This window comes from Roseateles sp. P4_D2, assembly GCF_056401875.1.
Genome location: NZ_JBFUIM010000013.1, coordinates 117,747 through 134,417, shown reverse-complemented (window position 1 = coordinate 134,417; position 16,671 = coordinate 117,747). Strand labels below are relative to the sequence as shown.

Here is a 16,671-nt window from a genome sequence, read left to right as displayed (position 1 = left end):
GCGGCGAGACCGGGCGAGGGGCACGATGACCTGGGCAATTGCGGCCAAGCTGTTGGCGATATTGGTTGCGGTGGCCATCGGCTGGGCGGTCGGCCGCATGCGCTGGCTGGGCGGTGGCGAGGCCGGCAGTGACAGCGACCCGGCCCGCGTGCTGGCCAATGCGGCCTTCTACATCTTCGTGCCGGCCCTGCTGTTCCGTACCACGGCGCGGCTGGATACGGCGGCGCTGCCCTGGGCCTTCCTGTTCGCCTTCTTCGTGCCGGTGCTGGTGCTGATCGCGCTGCTCTACGTGCTGTACCGCGGGCTGCGCAAGCCGGGTGAGAACGTCGTCGCGCCCAGCGTCAGGGCCATCACGGCAGGCTTTGGCAACACGCTGCAGGTGGGCCTGCCGGTTGCGGCCGGCGTGTTCGGCGAGAAAGGCCTGGCCATCCACATCGCCGTGGTGAGCCTGCATGCGCTGTCGATACTCACGCTGCTGACCGCCATCGTCGAGCTCGACCTGGCGCGCGAGCGCAGCAGCGGGAACCTGGCCGGCACGCTGCTGCAGACCGTGCGCAACACCGTCATCCATCCCGTCGTGCTGCCGGTGCTGGCCGGCCTGGCCTGGAACACGACTGGCCTCACCCTGCCCGCCGTGGCCGACGAGGCGCTGCAAAGCCTGGGCACGGCCGTCGTGCCGCTGTGCCTGACGCTGATCGGCATGTCGCTGGCCTATTACGGCTGGCCACGCACCTGGCGCGGCCTGGCCGGGCTGGTGCTGGCCAAGCTGGTGCTGATGCCGGCCGTGGTGCTGGGCGTCGCGCATTGGGGCCTGGGGCTGAATGGCATGCCGCTGGCCGTCATCGTCATGATTGCGGCGCTGCCGACCGGCTCCAACGCGCTGATCTTTGCCCAGCGCTACCGCGCGCTGGAGGCCGAGGTCACGGCCGCCACTGTCGTCTCCACCATCCTTTACGTCGCCACGGCGCCACTTTGGCTGGCACTGCTCGCCTGGCTGTCGCCTTGGTAGGCTCATGGTGACTCCCGGCACTTCCGCACCGTGTTGAACACGTCGCCCAATCCCGCATTGCCCTTCGAGGACCGATACGAATGAAAGCTCCCGCCCCCCGCCGTCTCGTCGCGCTGCTGGCCCTGGCCGGCGCCCTCTCGGCCGCCCTGCCCGCGGGCGCCGCCCCTGAATCCGCGATGAAGGGTGCGGTCAACACCGAGGCCGGCCAGCTCGCCGTGCGCCAGGAGAAGCTCACCCTGGCCAATGGCTTCGAGGTCATCCTCGTCGAGGACCACCGCCTGCCGCTGGTGGCCTTCAACCTGTGGGTGCATGCCGGCCCGCGCAACGAGGCCAAGGGCCAGACCGGCTTTGCCCACCTGTTCGAGCACCTGATGTTCGCCGGCAGCAAGCACATCCCGCGCGGCGAATTCGACAAATTCGTCGATGCCGCCGGCGGCACCGACAGCAATGGCTCGACCAACTTCGACCGCACCAACTACTTCTTCACGCTGCCGTCCAACCAGCTCGAACTCGGCCTGTGGCTGAAGGCCGACATGCTGGGCTACATGATCGACGAGGTCGATTCGGTGGCCCTGGCCAACCAGCAGGACGTGGTGCGCAACGAGCGCCGCCAGAGCTTCGAGAACCGGCCCTACGGCATCGTCGAGGAGGCGATGTACCAGGCCCTCTACCCCGAAGGCCACCCCTACCGCGCCGCCGTCATCGGCTCGCATGCCGACATCCAGGGCATCCAGCTCAAGGACGTGAAGGACTTTGCCCGCACCTACTACCGGCCCAACAACGCCACGCTGGTGCTGGCCGGCGACTTCGACCCCAAGCAGGCCAAGACGCTGGTGCAGAAGTATTTCGGCTCGCTGAAGGCCGGCGCCAAGGTGCCTGAGGTCAAGGTCGCCATGCCCGAGATCACCAAGGAGCGCCGCCTCGTCGTGACCGACCGCATCGAGCTGTCGCGCCTGAACCTCGCCTGGCACACGCCGCCCATGTTCGCCGCCGGTGACGCCGAGCTGGACGTCGCCGCTCATGTGCTGGGTGGTGGCAAGGCCAGCCGCCTGTACGGCCTGCTGGTGCGCGACAAGCAGCTCGCCCAGAGCGTGCAGGTGGGGCAGGACTCGCAGTCGCTGAGCTCGATCTTCAACATCGAGATCGTCGCCCGCCCTGGCGCGTCGCTGGACGAGATCGAGAAGCTGGTCGACGCGGAGATCGCCAAACTGGCCACCACGCCGCCCACGGAGGCCGAACTGGGCCAGGCCCGCGCCACCATCCAGACCCAGCTGCTGCAGCGCATGGAGAAGGTCACGTCGCTGGCTGATCTGATCAACCACTACAACCAGATGGCCGGCGACCCCGGCTTTGTCGGCAAGGACCTGGCGCGTTATGGGCAGCTAGGCCCGGCCAACGTCAGTGCCACCGTCACGCAATGGCTCAAGAAGGACCGCCGCGTCGTCGTGCAGGCGAAGCCGGGCGAGCAGGTGCTGCCGCCCGAGGTGGCCACGCCGCCGGCGCCCACCAAGGCCGCCAAGGGTGAGCGCGAGTCGCTGAACGCGGCAGAGGCCTGGCGCGCCAAGCCGCCGGGTGCGGCCAAGGCCAAGGCGCTGACGCTGCCCGCCGCGCAGAGCTTCACGCTGGCCAATGGACTGACCGTCATCTACTCGCCCAAGCCCGGCCTGCCGCTGGTGAGCGCCGCCCTGGTGGTGCGTGCCGGCCAGGGCGCCAACCCGGCGGACAAGCCTGGCCTGGCCGGCTTCACCGCCGCCATGCTGCCCGAGGGCACGAAGACGCGCAGCGCCCAGCAGATTGCCGAAGCTGCCGCGGTCCTGGGCGCCACGCTGAACGCCCAGGCCGGCAGCGAGGAGGCGCGCATCGACTTCTCCGGCCTCAAGGCCAGTGCCAAGGAAGGCCTGGGCCTGCTGGCCGACCTGGCGCTCAATCCGGCCTTTGCCGCGCCCGAGATCGAGCGCCTGAAGGCTCAGCGCCTGGCCGCCCTGGCCCAGATGCGCGAGCAGGCACCGCTGCTGGCCAATGCCGTCGGCAACCGCGTGACCTATGGCGAGGGCCACCCGCTCAGCACCAATGCGCTGGGCACCGAGGCCAGCATCAAGGCCGTGGATGGCGCTGCGCTGCGTGCCTTCTGGCAGGCCCATTACCGCCCCGAGCGCGCGGCCCTGGTGGTTGCCGGTGACCTGACCGAGGCCGAGCTGCGTGCGCTGATCGAACCGCTGTTCGGCGCCTGGAAGGGCGAGGGCGCCGCTGCAGCCGCCGCGCCGCTGCCCGCGTCCAGGCCCATCGCCGCGCGCACCGTCGTCGTCGACAAGCCCGGCGCGCCGCAGACCGCACTGGCCGTCGTCTCGCCCGGCCCCTTCGCCGCCGCGCCCGATGCGGCCGCCATCAACGTCATGAACGCGGCCCTGGGCGGCCTCTTCACGTCGCGCATCAACAACCAGCTGCGCGAGGTCAAGGGCTACACCTATGGCATCCATTCCGGCTACACCATGGGCCGCGAGCGCGGCCAGTTCGGCATCCGCGGCAGCGTGCGCACCGACGTGACCGGCCCGGCCCTGGTCGACATGTGGAAGGAGATCGAGGGCATGCGCGCCAAGCCCATGGGCGCGGCCGAGCTGGGCCGCGTGCGCAACGCCCAGCTGCTGTCGCTGCCGGGTCTGTTCGACACCAACCTCGCGGTCGTGGCCGGCTACTCGGGCAATTGGTCCGCGGGCCGGCCGCTGGACGCGATCACCGAGCTGCCGAAGAAGGTCGGGGCCGTCACCGCCGCCACCGCGCTGAAGGCCGCCCAGCAGCACCTCGACCCAGCCCAGCTCATCGTCGTGGCGGTGGGCGACAAGGCCAAGATCGTGCCGCAGCTGGAAGCGATTGGCCGCAAGCCCGAGGTTCGCGACGCCGAGGGCAAACCACTGCCCTGACCCGGCCCTGATTGCGGCCGCGCGGCGCTGGTGCGAGCATGCCCCTCCTGGCCCCTGCCGGGCCTGGAGGTCGCATGCCGTCACGCCATCACCCCGCCACCCGCCTGCTGCAGGCCCTTGCCGCGCTGGGCCTCGTTGCCCTGACCGGCAGTGCCGATACGGCCGCCGCCTTCGACCCCCTGCTGGGCAGCCCCGGCGGCGTCTGCGCCCCGTCAGTGGCCGGTCGGCCCGTGCTGCTGCAGGCCCTGCTGGCCTCGGCCGCCTCCGCGCCCAGGACGGAGACCGCGCCCTTCCAGCCCGCGCCCATGAAGGCCGCGCCGGGCGACGTGCCGCTCTACAAGGACTTGGGCCGCATGAGCTTCAAGCTCGAGCATGCGTCGCCCAAGGTGCAGGCCTATTTCGACCAGGGCCTGCGCCTGGCCTTTGCCTTCAACCATGCCGAGGCGCAGCGTGCCTTCCAGGCCGCGCAGAAGCTCGACCCGGGCTGCGCCCTGTGCTTTTGGGGCGAGGCGCTGGTGCTGGGCCCCAACATCAATGTGCCCATGCAGGCCGAGGCCAACGCGCCCGCCTGGACGGCGCTTGCCCGCGCCGTCGCGCTGAAGGACAAGCTGCCGCCGCGCGAGCGCGTCCTCATCGAGGCCCTGCAGCAGCGCTACGCCGCTGAGCCACCGGCCGACCGCAGTGCCCTGGACGCCGCCTATGCCGACGCGATGAAGCGCGTCGCCGCCCAGTTCCCCGGCGAGGACCTGATGCAGGTGCTCTTCGCCGAGGCGGCCATGGACACCCAGCCCTGGGACTACTGGGAGGCCGCCGGCGCAAAGCCCAAGGGCCGCACCGCCGACATCGTGGCCGCGCTGGAGACCGTGCTCAAGCGCCGCCCCAACCATGCCGCCGCCATCCACCTCTACATCCATGCCGTCGAGGCCTCGACGCGACCCGAGCGCGCACTGGAACCCGCGCGCCGCCTGGCCGCGCAGATGCCCGGCGCCGGCCACATCGTGCACATGCCGGCCCACATCTACTACCGCGTCGGCCTATACCGCGAGTCACTGGATGCCAACCGCCAGGCCATCGCCGTCGACGAGGCCTATTTCAAGAGCTCGCCGTCCGACCCGCTCTACCGCTCGGCCTACTACCCGCACAACATCCATTTCCTGATGGTGTCGGCCCAGATGGGTGGTGCGGCCAAGACAGCCATCGACGCGGCGGCCAAGCTCGACGCGTCCATGCCCGTCGACGTCGTCAAGGCCTTCCCCATCATGCAGCCCGTCAAGGCCGCGCCCTACACGACGCACGCCCAGTTCAGCCCGCCCGACGTCATCCTGAAGCTGGCCGCGCCACCCGACGACCTGGTGCTGGTGCGCGTCATGTACCACTACGCCCGCGCGCTGGCCCAGGCGGCCCGCCACGACGCGGCGGCGGCCCGGCTCGAGATCGACGCCATCACGGCGCTGGAGAAGGGCGCCGACTTCAAGCCCTTCGATGCCTGGGGCATCCCGGCCCAGGCCATCGCGCAGACGGCCCGCCTCGTCGCCAGCGCTCGCCTGGCCGATGCCCAGGGCGACCTGGCCGGTGCCGCTGCCGCGCTGGAGCAGGCCGTCGCCATCGAGGAGGGCCTGGCCTACACCGAGCCGGCCTATTGGTACTACCCCGTGCGCCAGTCCCTGGGCGCCGTGCGCCTGCGCCAGGGCCGGCTGGACGAGGCCGAGAAAGCCCTGCGGGATTCGCTCGCCCGCGTGCGCAACAACGGCTGGGCGCTGGCGGCCCTGGCCGAGGTCTACAGGAAGCGCGGCGACACGGCCGCCGAGAACAGCGCTCGCCAGGCGTTGAGCAAGGCTTGGTTCGGCGCGGAGGGCGGCCCAGACCTTACGAAGCTGTAGGTCGAGGGTCGTCGACGAAAATGGCGGCCATGAGCCTGCCTGCCTACATGGACGACCTCGGCCGCGCCGCCCGCGCCGCCGCCACCGCAATGGCCGCCGCCCCGACGGCCGCCAAGAACGCCGCACTGCTGGCCCTGGCCCGCCGCCTTCGCGAGGCCGGCCCGGCGCTCGCCGACGCCAATGCCCGCGACCTGGCTGGCGCCGCCGAGCTCAGCGGCCCGTTGCGCGACCGCCTGAAACTCGACGCCAAGACGCTGGCGACGGTCGCCGAAGGCTGCGAGCAGATCGCCGCCATGCCCGACCCCATCGGCGAGATCACCGGCGTGAAGCGCCGCCCGACCGGCATCAGCGTCGGCCACATGCGCGTGCCGCTGGGGGTGTTCGGCATGATCTACGAGAGCCGACCCAACGTGACCATCGAGGCCGCCTCGCTGGCCATCAAGAGCGGCAACGCCTGCATTCTGCGCGGCGGGTCGGAGGCGATTCACTCCAACCTTGCCCTGGCCGAGCTGGTGGCCGCATCACTGGAAGAAGCCGGCCTGCCGCGCGCCGCCGTGCAGCTCGTCAACACGACGGACCGCGCCGCCGTGGGGCTGTTGATCAGCTCGCCGCAATGGGTGGACGTCATCATTCCGCGCGGCGGCAAGGGGCTGATCGAGCGAATCTCTGCCGAGGCCAAGGTGCCCGTCATCAAGCATCTGGACGGCAACTGCCACAGCTATGTCGATGCCGAGGTGGACCTGGAGCAGGCCCTCAAGGTCGTCGACAACGCCAAGACGCAGAAGTACAGCCCCTGCAACGCGACCGAGTCGCTGCTGGTCCACGCGGCCCAGGCGCCGGCCTTCCTGCCGCGCATCGCGGCCATCTTCAAGGCCAAGGGCGTGGAGATGCGCGGCTGCCTGCGGACTTTGGCTTTGGTGCCTGGTGCGGTGCCGGCGACGGAGGAAGACTGGTCCACCGAATACCTCGCCCCCATCATCAGCATCAAGGTGGTCGATTCACTTGACGAAGCCATTGCCCACATCAATCGCTATGGATCGCATCACACGGATGCGATCCTGACGACGAATCATCCCAACGCGATGCGATTCCTGCGCGAGGTGGATTCGGCCAGCGTGATGGTCAATGCCAGCACGCGCTTTGCGGATGGCTTTGAGTATGGGCTGGGTGCCGAGATCGGCATCTCCACCGACAAGTTCCACGCCCGCGGGCCGGTGGGGCTGGAGGGGCTGACGTCGATGAAGTGGGTGGTGTTGGGGCAGGGTGAGGTGAGGGGTTGAACAATGACTTCACCGGCCTTTGCACAGATCTGCGTCCAAGTTCAGCCGAACCGCGCGCCCGGATTCGACGTCAACCGGTTGATTGCGGCTGGCGAAGCGTTGGCGAGGAGCATCAAAGGTTGCCGGGGCTTTGACGCCTCGCAAGGCGAAGATGACGGTGCTTACGCCAACCTGATCTTCGTCACGCAGAACCCAGCTGACTCATGGCCCGAACTCCGAGTGGCGCTGCTCGATTCGGCCGAGTTCGGCACGGCGCTCAAGCAGTCCTGCATGTGCCTTTGCACCGGTAGCGACGGTTGGAACGACTGTCTGCTGCTCTATCACTTTGATCCCAAAGAGGCGCTGGACGAGCTGCTCGGTTAATGCAAGGCGTTTGGCACGCCGGTCGCCTGTTTCGATCCGACGGTTGGCCTCCGCGTGAGGCCCATGCCGGGAGTTCTGCCTTTCCGCTTGCAAGCGGAAAGGCCTTCGCCAGGCACAAGACAGTCCGCAGTGGACTGTCTTGTGTCCGGGCTCAGCCCCGGCGGGCGACCTTCTTTTTGAGCGACCAAAAAGAAGGCAAAAAGTCGCCCCCGATCCGCCCGCCCCGCTGCGCGGGGTTCCCTGCGCTGCTCAGGCCTTGAGGGCCCGCGCAAAACTCGCGCCGCTACGCTCTGCTCAAACAGTTGCGCGGAGTCAGTTCTTGAAGTGCGCTGCGCGCACGCCCTCAAGGCCCTGCGCTGCTCGGCGGGCTCAAAGGGGGGTGATTGAACAGCCCGGTGGCGGCCTGCTTTCGGGTTTGGCTGTTGCGGCTGCAGGGGAGAGCTTTTTGTCTACCCCGAGCCGCTCAACGCAACCCCGTCACCTGCGCCTCCTTCGGCGCACTGATCACATAGTCCGCCATGAACCGCTGACTGGCTCCCGCCGCCAGCGGCTGCTCCCACATCACCAGCCCTGCCTGCTTGCGCCACGCCTGAGTCGTCGGCGCCGGGCTGAATTGAGACTGCACCTTGATGTCCTCGTGTTGCGATACCGGCGCGGCTTCGATGAGCTGCAGCGTCACCGCCGCCGTGTGGCGGTTCTCGACGACATAGGCGCGGCCATAGCGGTGCTCTGCGCGTGTGCTGATGAAGCCGGTGTTGCCGGCATTGCGCTGCTCGGGCTCAACCAGCACGCGCAGCGCGTCGTCGCGGCCGAAGGGCAGCTCCAGGCGCTCGTCGCCGCTGGCGATATTGAGCAGGCTGCTGCCCACCAGCGCGCCGTCGCGCACCAGTTGCACGGCGCCGCGTGGCCAGGCGCCGGCGGGTTTGGCGGCGTCAGCGACGAGATAGGCGGCAGCCTCGCTTTGCGGCTGCACGCGTGCCAGCACCTTGGCCTGCAGCTTCTCGCTGCCGAGCGTCAGGCTGGCGCGCTGCGTGCCGCTGTCGACGGTGACGCGCAGCGGCAGCGCGAACTCGGTCGCGTAGCTGCCCTCGAACACCCCGAGGTCGAAGCGCTCCAGCTTGCCTGCCGCCTCTTCGGCGGTGGCCCGGCTGACGAGGGTGGCCCGTTGGCCGGTCACGACCACCGAATCGGCAACTGACATCGCGGGTGCCGGCACGCGGGCGGTCGCCAGGTCGAGCTGCCAGGGCCGGGGCGAGCCGGGCCCGACCTTCTGAGCCACCTGCGCCGTTGTCAGCCGCAGCTTCACGTTCTTCCAGTCTTCGCCGCTTTGCTGCGACACCTGAGCCAGGCGCTCCAGGTTCAGCGCGCCCGTGGCCGTGTCGAGCAGTGCGCGGTAGCTCGGCGCCCAGCCGGCCTGCGTCACGCGGTAGTTCAGCTTCAGCTCGGCCTCGCGCGCGGTCGACAACCGCAGGCGCAGGCTGCGCCACTGCGGGTTGGCGGCGGCCACGCCGTCTCGCTCGGACTTGAGCGGGGCGAGCTGCTTGTCCAGGTCTTCCAACTGGCGGCGGATGGCGGCCTGGCGCAGCAGGCCCTCCAACGCGGTCTTGCGGATCGTGTCTGCCGTCGCGCCGATCCCTGTGGCCGGTGTGGCCCGCGCTTCGCCAGCGCCCAGGGCCTTGAGGTAGCCGAGGCCGGTGTCCAGTGCGCTCGATTCGGCGGTCAGCCCGTCGCGCTGGGCTTCGAGCTTGCGAACCTGTTCATCCAGCGGGCTTTGCGCGCACTCGGGCACGCGCTCGCGCGGCAGCGTCTCCAGTTGCACCGGCCCGAGGTTGACGCTGGCGGGCGCGTCGATCTGCAGCGAGTCAGGGTCGAAGCGGGCCGACAGGCAGCTCAGCACCAGCTCGCGCGCGCCGGCCGCGACGGTGGCCAGCCGCGTGACCTGGGCGCCGCCCGGGTAGACGAGGACTTCGTCGATGTGTGATGCCGGTGCGGCTGCCAGTACGCTGCCAGCCCCCAGGGCGGTGGCCAGGCTAAAAACGGTCGATTTCATGTTGTTGCTCCCCAGGCGAACGCGCCCACGCGGCGCGGAAGTTACCACCTGGTGAGGCGGGCCGCGGCGAACCGCAGTGGCCGGTTCCTAGACCACCGCCCGCGCGAACTCGGCGTTCAGCGCCGCCACCCAGGGGGCGCGGGCCGGCGGTGGCAGGAAGCTCGCTTCGAGGCTGTTGCGCAGCAGCTGGTAGGCCTCGCGCGCGCCCCACTGCGGCAGGGCGTCGAACAGCGCCGACAGGTTCTCGTTGAGGTAGCCGCCGAAGTAGGCCGGATCGTCGGAGTTGATGGTCACGGCCAGGCCGGCGGCCAGCAACTGTGGCAGCGGGTGCATGGCCAGGTCGGGCACGACGCAGAGCTTGACGTTGGACAGCGGGCAGACCGTCAGCGGCATGCGCTCAAGCGCAAGGCGGTGCATCAGCGCCGGGCTCTCTATGGCCCGCACGCCGTGGTCGATGCGCTCCACGCGCAGCAGGTCCAGGGCCTCTTCGATGTAGGTCGGTGGCCCTTCCTCGCCGGCATGGGCCACGCGGTGCAGGCCCAGTTCGGCGCAGCGCACGAACACGCGCGTGAACTTGCTGGGCGGGTTGCCGCGCTCCGAGCTGTCCAGCCCGACGCCGATGAAATGCGCGCGGTAGGGCAGGGCTTGTTCCAGCGTGGCGAAGGCGTCGGCCTCGCTCAGGTGGCGCAGGAAGCACAGGATGAGCGCGGCGCTGACCCCCAGCTTTTCGCGCGCATCGGTGCAGGCGCGCGACAGGCCCTGGATGATCGTGCCCATGGGCACACCGCGCGCCGTGTGCGTCTGCGGGTCGAAGAACAGCTCGGCATGGACGACGTGGTCGCGTGCGGCCTTCTCGAAGTAGGCCCAGGCCATGTCGTAGAAGTCCTGCTCGTGCAGCAGCACGCTGGCTCCGGCGTAGTAGATGTCCAGGAAGCTCTGCAGGTCGGTGAAGGCATAGGCCGCGCGCAGCGCCTCCACGCTGGCATAGGGCAGGGCCACCCCGTTGCGCGCCGCCAACGCGAAGATCAGCTCGGGCTCCAGCGAGCCCTCGATGTGGATGTGCAGCTCGGCCTTGGGGGCGCGAGCCAGCAGCCCGGGGAGGGCCGAGCGGGGGATTCGGTCGAAGTCGATGTCGGTAGGCATGTCGTGCATTGCGTGTTCGCCGTGGGCCGAGCGCCGGGCCGCTCCCAAGCCGGCCTGCGGGCGATGTGCTTGCGGCTCAATGCCGCAAGCATCGCCGTCCCCTAGGGGGACCGACTGGGCTTGCCCGCGTTCAGCGTGGCAAGACCGGGCGAGGGGCTCATTTTCCGGGCACCTTGCCTTCGACGCCTTTGACGAAGAACTTGATGCCGCCCAGGAAGGCATCATCAGCGACAGCATCCTTGGCCAGCACTTCCTTGCCGGTGTTGTCGACCAGCGGGCCCTTCCAGATCGAGAAGCTGCCGTCCTTGAGGCCGGCCTTGACCTGCTCGACCTTGGCCTTGGCCTCGGCCGGCACATCGTCGGCGAGGGAGACGATGTCGATGGCGCCTTCCTTCACGCCCCACCAGGCCTTGCCGGTGGCCCACTTGCCGTCCAGCGCGTCGCGCGTGGCCTTGATGTAGTACGGCGCCCAGTTGATGACGGCCGAAGCCAGGTGGGCCTTGGGGCCGTAGGCCTTCATGTCGGAGTCCCAGCCGAAGGCGCGCTTGCCCTTTTCCTCGGCGGTCTTGAGCACCGCGGCGGAGTCGGTGTTCTGCATCAGCACGTCGGCGCCGCCGTTGATCAGCGCGGTGGCGGCCTCGGTTTCCTTCGGCGGGTCGAACCACTCGTTGACCCAGACCACCTTGGTCTTGATCTTGGGGTTCACGCTCTGCGCGCCCAGCGTGAAGCTGTTGATGTTGCGGATGACCTCGGGGATGGGGATGGAGCCGACCACGCCCAGGGTGTTGGTCTTGGTCATGGACCCGGCGATGACGCCGGCCAGGTAGGCGCCCTCGTAGGTGCGGCTGTCGTAGGTGCGCAGGTTCTCGGCCGTCTTGTAGCCGGTGGCATGCTCGAACTTCACGTCCTTGTGCTCGGCCGCGACCTTGAGCATGGGCTCCATGTAGCCGAAGGTGGTGCCGAACACCAGCTTGTTGCCCTGGCCCACCAGGTCGTTGAAGACGCGTTCGGCGTCGGCCGCTTCGGGCACTTTCTCGACGAAGCTGGTGGCGATTTTGTCGCCGAACTCCTTCTCCAGCGCCTTGCGGGCGTTGTCGTGGGCAAACGTCCAGCCGCCGTCACCCACCGGGCCGACGTAGGCGAAGGCGATCTTCAGCGGCTCGGGTTTGGCGACGGCGGCGGACGCGGGCGTCGCGGCGGCGGGGGGCTCTTCCTTCTTGGAGCAGCCCGCGAGTGCGGCGGCGGCCAGTGCGGCAAGCGCGAAGGTCCGGCGGGTGGCAAGGGATGTCATGCGTTTCTCCTGGGTGAGCGGTTGAGACAAGGAATTCAATGGCCGGGTTTGAAAGGCTTGCCAAGCGACGCCGGCATGTTGGCCTTGATCCAGGCCGGGTTGCGCGAGATCAGCACCAGCACGGCGATGGTGGCGAGGTAGGGCAGCATGCTCAGCCAGTGGCTGGAGATGGCGATGCCTTCGCTTTGCAGGTGGAACTGCAGCATCGTCACGCCGCCGAACAGGTAGGCGCCCAGCAGCACGCGGGCCGGCCGCCAGGTGGCGAAGGTGGTCAGCGCCAGTGCGATCCAGCCCTTGCCGGCCACCATGCCTTCCACCCACAGCGGCGTGTAGATGAGGGACAGGTAGGCGCCGGCCAGGCCGCACAGCGCGCCGCCGGCAGCCACGGCGGCGAGGCGGATGCGCCGCACCGGGTAGCCCAGCGCATGGGCCGACTCAGGCGACTCGCCCACCGCGCGCAGCACCAGCCCCGCCCGCGTGCGGTACAGGAAGAAGTGCAGCGCCACCGCCAGCGCCATGGCCAGGTAGACGACCGGGTGGTGCTCGAACAGCGCCTTGCCCAGCACCGGCAAATCGGCCAGGCCGGGCAGGGCCCAGTGCGTGCGCTCGGCCAGCCGTTGCTGCGTGTACTCGATGCCGACGAAGGCTGAGAAGCCGGCGCCGAACAGGCTCAGCGCCAGGCCGGTGGCGTATGGGTTGGTGTTGAGCCAGATCGCCAGCAGCCCGAGAAAAAGCGACAGCACCGCGCCCGCGCCCATGCCGGCCAGGAAGCCGAGCAGGTCCGAGCCGGTGTGTACCGCGGTGGCAAAGCCGGCGATGGCCGCCACCAGCATCAGCCCCTCGGTGCCCAGGTTGACGATGCCGGCCCGCTCATTGATCAGCAGGCCCAGGCCGGCGATGGCCAGCACGGTGCCGGCGCTCAGCGTGGCGGCAATGAGCAAGGCAATCTCGTTCATTGATGCACCCTTCGGCCTTCGGCCTGTCCCGCCAAGCGGGAGCGAGCTTGCTTGGGGCGGCCCGGCGCGGCGCTCATGCCGCCGCCCTCGCCTTGACCGCCGCCACCCAGCGCATGCGGTACTGCAAGCCGTGGTCGCAGGCCAGCAGCGTGAATAGCAATACGCCCTGGAAGACACTGGTCAGCGCCTTGGGCAGGCCCATGCGGCTCTGGGCCAGCTCGCCGCCGATGTAGAACATGCTCATCAGCACCGACGAGAAGACGATGCCCACCGGATGCAGCCGGCCGACGAAGGCCACGATGATGGCCGCGAAGCCGTAGCCCACCGGCACGTAAGGCGTCAGCTGCCCCAGCGGCCCGGCCACCTCGAAGGCGCCTGCCAGCCCCGCCATGCCGCCGGAGAGCAGCAGCGCCGTCCACAGCGCGCTGCGCGACGAGAAGCCGGCATAGCGCGCGGCGGCCGGCGCGATGCCGCCGACCGTCAATGCATAGCCGCGGTAGGTGCGGAACTGGAACACCGCGAAGGCCGCCACGGCCAGCAGCGCGATGACCACGCCCGCGTTCATGCGCAATCCGTTCACCAGGCGCGGCAGCCGCGTCGAGGCCGCGAACAGCACGGTCTGCGGGAAGTTGTAGCCGTCGGGGTCCTTCCAGGGCCCGTAGACGAGGTAGTTCAGCAGCAGCGTGGCCACATAGACCAGCATCAGGCTGACCAGGATCTCGTTGGTGTTGAAGCGGTCGCGCAGCAGCGCCACGACCCCGGCCCACAACATGCCGCCGACGACACCGCCCAGCAGCACCGGCACGACGAACCAGGCGGAGGTGTCCGGCCCGGCCTGCATGGCCACCCAGCCGGCGCCCAGAGCGCCAAGCACGAACTGGCCCTCGGCGCCGATGTTCCAGATGTTGGCGCGAAAGCACACCGCCAGACCCAGCGCGATCAGTGCCAGCGGCACGGCCTTGACGCTGAGTTCCGACAGTGCCCGGCCATTCTTCAGCGGCTCGACGAAGAACAGCCGCAACGCCTGCAGCGGGTCCTTGCCCAGGGCCGTGAACAGCAGCACGCCGATGACCACGGTGAGCGCCAGCGCCAGCAGCGGCGCGGCCACGGCCAGCAGCATGGAGGTTTGCGTGCGCGGCTCAAGCCTGAGCATGGACGAGCTCCTCTGCAGTCGCGGGCCACAGCCCCGACATCCATTCGCCGACCTGCTCGCGCGTGGCTGCCGCGATGGGCACCGACGGCGACAGCCGGCCGTCGGCGATGACGTGCAGCCGGTCGCAGATCTCGAACAACTCGTCCAGCTCCTCGCTGAACACCAGCAGCGCGCAGCCCTGGTTGCGCAGCCGCAGCAGCTCGCCGCGTATCTGCGCGGCGGCGCCCACGTCCACGCCCCAGGTGGGCTGGGCAATGATCAGCAGCTTCGGGCTCGCATCGATCTCGCGGCCGACGATGAACTTCTGCAGGTTGCCGCCCGACAGCGTGCGGGCCATCGCGTCCGGCCCCGCGGCCTTGACGCGGAAGCCCTCGATCAATTTGGCCGCCAGCCTGCGCGCCTGGGCGATGCGTATCCAGCCACCCCGGCCCACCGCCTCGGTGCGCGTCAGCAGCGTGTTCATGGCCAGCGACAGCGTCGGTACCGCGCCGCGGCCCAAGCGCTCCTCGGGCACGAAGTGCAGCCCGGCGGCGCGGCGCCGGCCCGGCGTGGCGCGGGCGATGTCCTGGTCGAAGAGCTGGATGGTCCCTGCCGCCGCGCGCGGGTCCTCGCCCGACAGCGCCGCGAGCAGCTCCTGCTGGCCGTTGCCCGACACGCCCGCCACGCCGACGATTTCGCCGGCGCAGACGTCGAAGGCGATGTCCTTGAGCGTGACGCCGAAAGGGTCGAGCTGCTCAAGGCCAAGTTCAGCCACGCGCAGCACGTGTGCGCCGCGCTGGCCTTCGCGGGCTGTGAGCACCGGCGCGTCGGCACCGATCATCAGCCGCGACAGGCTGGCGTTGGTTTCCTTGCGCGGGTCGACCTCGCCCACCACGCGGCCGCCGCGCAGCACCGTGCAGTGGTCGCACAGCGAGCGGATCTCGTGCAGCTTGTGGCTGATGTAGAGGATGGAGCAGCCCTCGCCGCTCAGCTTGCGCAGCGTCACGAACAGGCTTTCGACGGCCTGCGGCGTCAGCACCGAGGTGGGCTCGTCCAGGATCAGCAGCTGCGGCCGCGTCAGCAGCGCACGCACGATCTCGACGCGCTGGCGCTCGCCGACACTCAGCGTATGCACCGGGCGGGCCGGGTCCACGTACAGGCCGTACTGCGCCGACACCACCCGCGTCTGCTCGGCCACCTCGGCCAGCGAGCCCGACTTGTCCAGCCCCAGCCAGATGTTCTCGGCGGCGGTCAGCGTGTCGAACAGCGAGAAGTGCTGGTAGACCATGCTGATGCCCAGCGCACGGGCCTGCGCCGGGCTGGCCACCTCGACCTCGCGGCCGTTCCAGGCGATCTGCCCGGCGTCCGGCTTGGTGGCGCCGTAGATGATCTTCATCAGCGTCGACTTGCCCGCGCCGTTCTCGCCGAGAACGGCGTGGATCTGCCCCGGCGCCACCTTGAGATGGATGTCGTCGTTGGCCCGAACGCCGGGGTATTGCTTGGTGATGCCGATCAATTCAAGCCTGCTCATGTGAGCCCCTCGTCCGGTCTCGCCGCGCTGTACGCGGGCGAGCCCAACCGGTCCCCCGAGGGGACGGCGATGCTTGCGGCGTTGAGCCGCAAGCACATCGCCAGACGGGCCGGCTTGGGAGCGGCCCGGCGCTCGGCCCGAAAACCGTAATCCTCATCACCAGCTGTCACGAGGCCCTGCTTTTAGAAGTGATATTCGGCCCTGATCATCGGCGTCTTGGCGAATGCGCCGCTGCCGGCCGGACCCTTGTACGGGTTGCCGAACTTGTTGCGCCAGTACTGGTACTCCAGCCCCACCTTGAACTTGTTCGGCGTCGCGCCGGTGGCGGCGCCCACGTCGTACATGATCTGGCCGTCGAAGTTGGTCTCGGGGCCTGTTGCGCCGCCGAACTCGTCCGTGCCCTTGCTGGCGATGTAGTTGGCAAAGCCTTCGAAGGCCAGGGGCAGCTTGCCCAGCGGGATGCTCCAGGCCGCCGTCAGCATCACATGGCTCTTGTAGTCGTAGCGCGGCGTCGCCGTGCTGCTGAACTTGTTGTACGGCGCGTTGCTTTCCTTCAGCAGCAGCAGGCTGACGTTGAGGAAGCCAGGCACGTCCATCATCAACGTGGGGCCGAGCACGAGCATCTGCTTGCGCGAGTTGTAGCCGGCATCCACCTTCACGTTGGCATCGAAACCGGCGGTGAGACCCACGCCACGGACGGGGCCGAAGGCGATGGGGCTGCCGGTGATCTTGCCGAAGTCCAGCGTGTGGCGATAGACGATGTAGACCTCGCTGGCGCCGCTGCCGGAGTTGGGGCTGGACGGGTCCTTCTTGTCGGACAGCAGCAGGTCGACGTTGAAGAAGTTGGTGCCGTAGGCGTAGCCGCTGGCATGGTTGAGGTCGAGGATGTTCTTGTGGATGTCGTTCGTGCCGAAGGGCTCGGCGAACTTGGTGCCGTAGCGGTAGCCGATGGAGGTGTCGGCCCAGTCAGCGGCCTGGGTGGCGCCGGCGGCGAAGGCGGCGAGGGCGGTGCAAAGCAGGCGTGCGGTGGGTTTCAAGGCAAAGCTCCTAGGGGGTGGATGAAGAACGCGTGAATTGACTCTTGGCGGCCGGCATCGCCATGGCCGCTCGCACGAACC

At 69.2% G+C, this 16,671-nt stretch carries 12 protein-coding genes; 5 read left to right on the top strand and 7 right to left on the bottom strand.

The window, feature by feature from the left end:
* The first annotated feature begins 25 nt into the window (after positions 1-25).
* The 5 genes from AC1DW0_RS22200 to AC1DW0_RS22180 all read left to right on the top strand — a co-directional run bounded on the left by AC1DW0_RS22200 (position 26) and on the right by AC1DW0_RS22180 (position 7,450).
* Complete coding sequence (locus AC1DW0_RS22200) at positions 26-1,009, top strand: AEC family transporter (protein ID WP_477948060.1); 984 nt, start codon at positions 26-28, stop codon at positions 1,007-1,009.
* Between the two features lie 80 nt (positions 1,010-1,089).
* The gene (locus tag AC1DW0_RS22195) at positions 1,090-3,927 is read left to right on the top strand and encodes a M16 family metallopeptidase (RefSeq protein ID WP_477948058.1); all 2,838 of its coding nucleotides are present in this window, start codon (positions 1,090-1,092) and stop codon (positions 3,925-3,927) included.
* A gap of 74 nt (positions 3,928-4,001) precedes the next feature.
* Positions 4,002-5,807 carry a tetratricopeptide repeat protein gene (locus AC1DW0_RS22190; RefSeq protein ID WP_477948056.1) on the top strand — a complete coding sequence of 602 codons (1,806 nt, stop codon included), beginning with the start codon at positions 4,002-4,004 and terminating at the stop codon, positions 5,805-5,807.
* Between the two features lie 20 nt (positions 5,808-5,827).
* A complete protein-coding gene (locus tag AC1DW0_RS22185; RefSeq protein ID WP_056199759.1) occupies positions 5,828-7,087 on the top strand; it encodes a glutamate-5-semialdehyde dehydrogenase in 1,260 nt (419 codons plus the stop codon).
* 3 nt (positions 7,088-7,090) lie between these two features.
* Entirely contained in the window at positions 7,091-7,450 is a 360-nt protein-coding gene (locus AC1DW0_RS22180; protein ID WP_477856962.1) for a hypothetical protein, read from the top strand.
* 463 nt (positions 7,451-7,913) lie between these two features.
* Here the strand turns inward: AC1DW0_RS22180 and AC1DW0_RS22175 are convergent, their stop codons facing one another.
* The 7 genes from AC1DW0_RS22175 to AC1DW0_RS22145 all read right to left on the bottom strand — a co-directional run bounded on the left by AC1DW0_RS22175 (position 7,914) and on the right by AC1DW0_RS22145 (position 16,590).
* Positions 7,914-9,500 carry a DUF4139 domain-containing protein gene (locus AC1DW0_RS22175; RefSeq protein WP_477948054.1) on the bottom strand — a complete coding sequence of 529 codons (1,587 nt, stop codon included), beginning with the start codon at positions 9,498-9,500 and terminating at the stop codon, positions 7,914-7,916.
* Positions 9,501-9,587: 87 nt separating this feature from the next.
* A complete protein-coding gene (locus AC1DW0_RS22170) occupies positions 9,588-10,652 on the bottom strand; it encodes an adenosine deaminase (RefSeq protein ID WP_477948052.1) in 1,065 nt (354 codons plus the stop codon).
* Positions 10,653-10,800: 148 nt separating this feature from the next.
* Positions 10,801-11,934: a BMP family ABC transporter substrate-binding protein gene (locus AC1DW0_RS22165; protein WP_477948050.1), complete on the bottom strand. Its 1,134-nt coding sequence runs from the start codon at positions 11,932-11,934 to the stop codon at positions 10,801-10,803.
* Between the two features lie 35 nt (positions 11,935-11,969).
* Positions 11,970-12,890, bottom strand: coding sequence for an ABC transporter permease (locus tag AC1DW0_RS22160; RefSeq protein ID WP_477948048.1), 921 nt, complete (start codon positions 12,888-12,890; stop codon positions 11,970-11,972).
* A 73-nt stretch (positions 12,891-12,963) separates the two neighbouring features.
* Positions 12,964-14,043 carry an ABC transporter permease gene (locus AC1DW0_RS22155; protein WP_477948046.1) on the bottom strand — a complete coding sequence of 360 codons (1,080 nt, stop codon included), beginning with the start codon at positions 14,041-14,043 and terminating at the stop codon, positions 12,964-12,966.
* On the bottom strand, positions 14,030-15,553 hold the full coding sequence (locus AC1DW0_RS22150) for an ABC transporter ATP-binding protein (RefSeq protein ID WP_477948044.1): 1,524 nt from the start codon (positions 15,551-15,553) through the stop codon (positions 14,030-14,032). Before AC1DW0_RS22150 ends, AC1DW0_RS22155 begins: the two co-directional genes overlap by 14 nt.
* 182 nt (positions 15,554-15,735) lie before the next feature.
* Positions 15,736-16,590, bottom strand: a complete 855-nt coding sequence (locus tag AC1DW0_RS22145) for an outer envelope protein (RefSeq protein WP_457350665.1) — start codon at positions 16,588-16,590, stop codon at positions 15,736-15,738.
* Positions 16,591-16,671 lie beyond the last annotated feature (81 nt).

Bases quoted from the DNA above. Each gene is read 5' to 3' on its own strand.
- AC1DW0_RS22200 (WP_477948060.1), top strand. From the start codon at position 26: ATGACCTGGGCAATTGCGGCCAAGCTGTTGGCGATATTGGTTGCGGTG.
- AC1DW0_RS22195 (WP_477948058.1), top strand. From the start codon at position 1,090: ATGAAAGCTCCCGCCCCCCGCCGTCTCGTCGCGCTGCTGGCCCTGGCC.
- AC1DW0_RS22190 (WP_477948056.1), top strand. From the start codon at position 4,002: ATGCCGTCACGCCATCACCCCGCCACCCGCCTGCTGCAGGCCCTTGCC.
- AC1DW0_RS22185 (WP_056199759.1), top strand. From the start codon at position 5,828: ATGGCGGCCATGAGCCTGCCTGCCTACATGGACGACCTCGGCCGCGCC.
- AC1DW0_RS22180 (WP_477856962.1), top strand. From the start codon at position 7,091: ATGACTTCACCGGCCTTTGCACAGATCTGCGTCCAAGTTCAGCCGAAC.
- AC1DW0_RS22175 (WP_477948054.1), bottom strand. From the start codon at position 9,500: ATGAAATCGACCGTTTTTAGCCTGGCCACCGCCCTGGGGGCTGGCAGC.
- AC1DW0_RS22170 (WP_477948052.1), bottom strand. From the start codon at position 10,652: ATGCACGACATGCCTACCGACATCGACTTCGACCGAATCCCCCGCTCG.
- AC1DW0_RS22165 (WP_477948050.1), bottom strand. From the start codon at position 11,934: ATGACATCCCTTGCCACCCGCCGGACCTTCGCGCTTGCCGCACTGGCC.
- AC1DW0_RS22160 (WP_477948048.1), bottom strand. From the start codon at position 12,890: ATGAACGAGATTGCCTTGCTCATTGCCGCCACGCTGAGCGCCGGCACC.
- AC1DW0_RS22155 (WP_477948046.1), bottom strand. From the start codon at position 14,043: ATGCTCAGGCTTGAGCCGCGCACGCAAACCTCCATGCTGCTGGCCGTG.
- AC1DW0_RS22150 (WP_477948044.1), bottom strand. From the start codon at position 15,553: ATGAGCAGGCTTGAATTGATCGGCATCACCAAGCAATACCCCGGCGTT.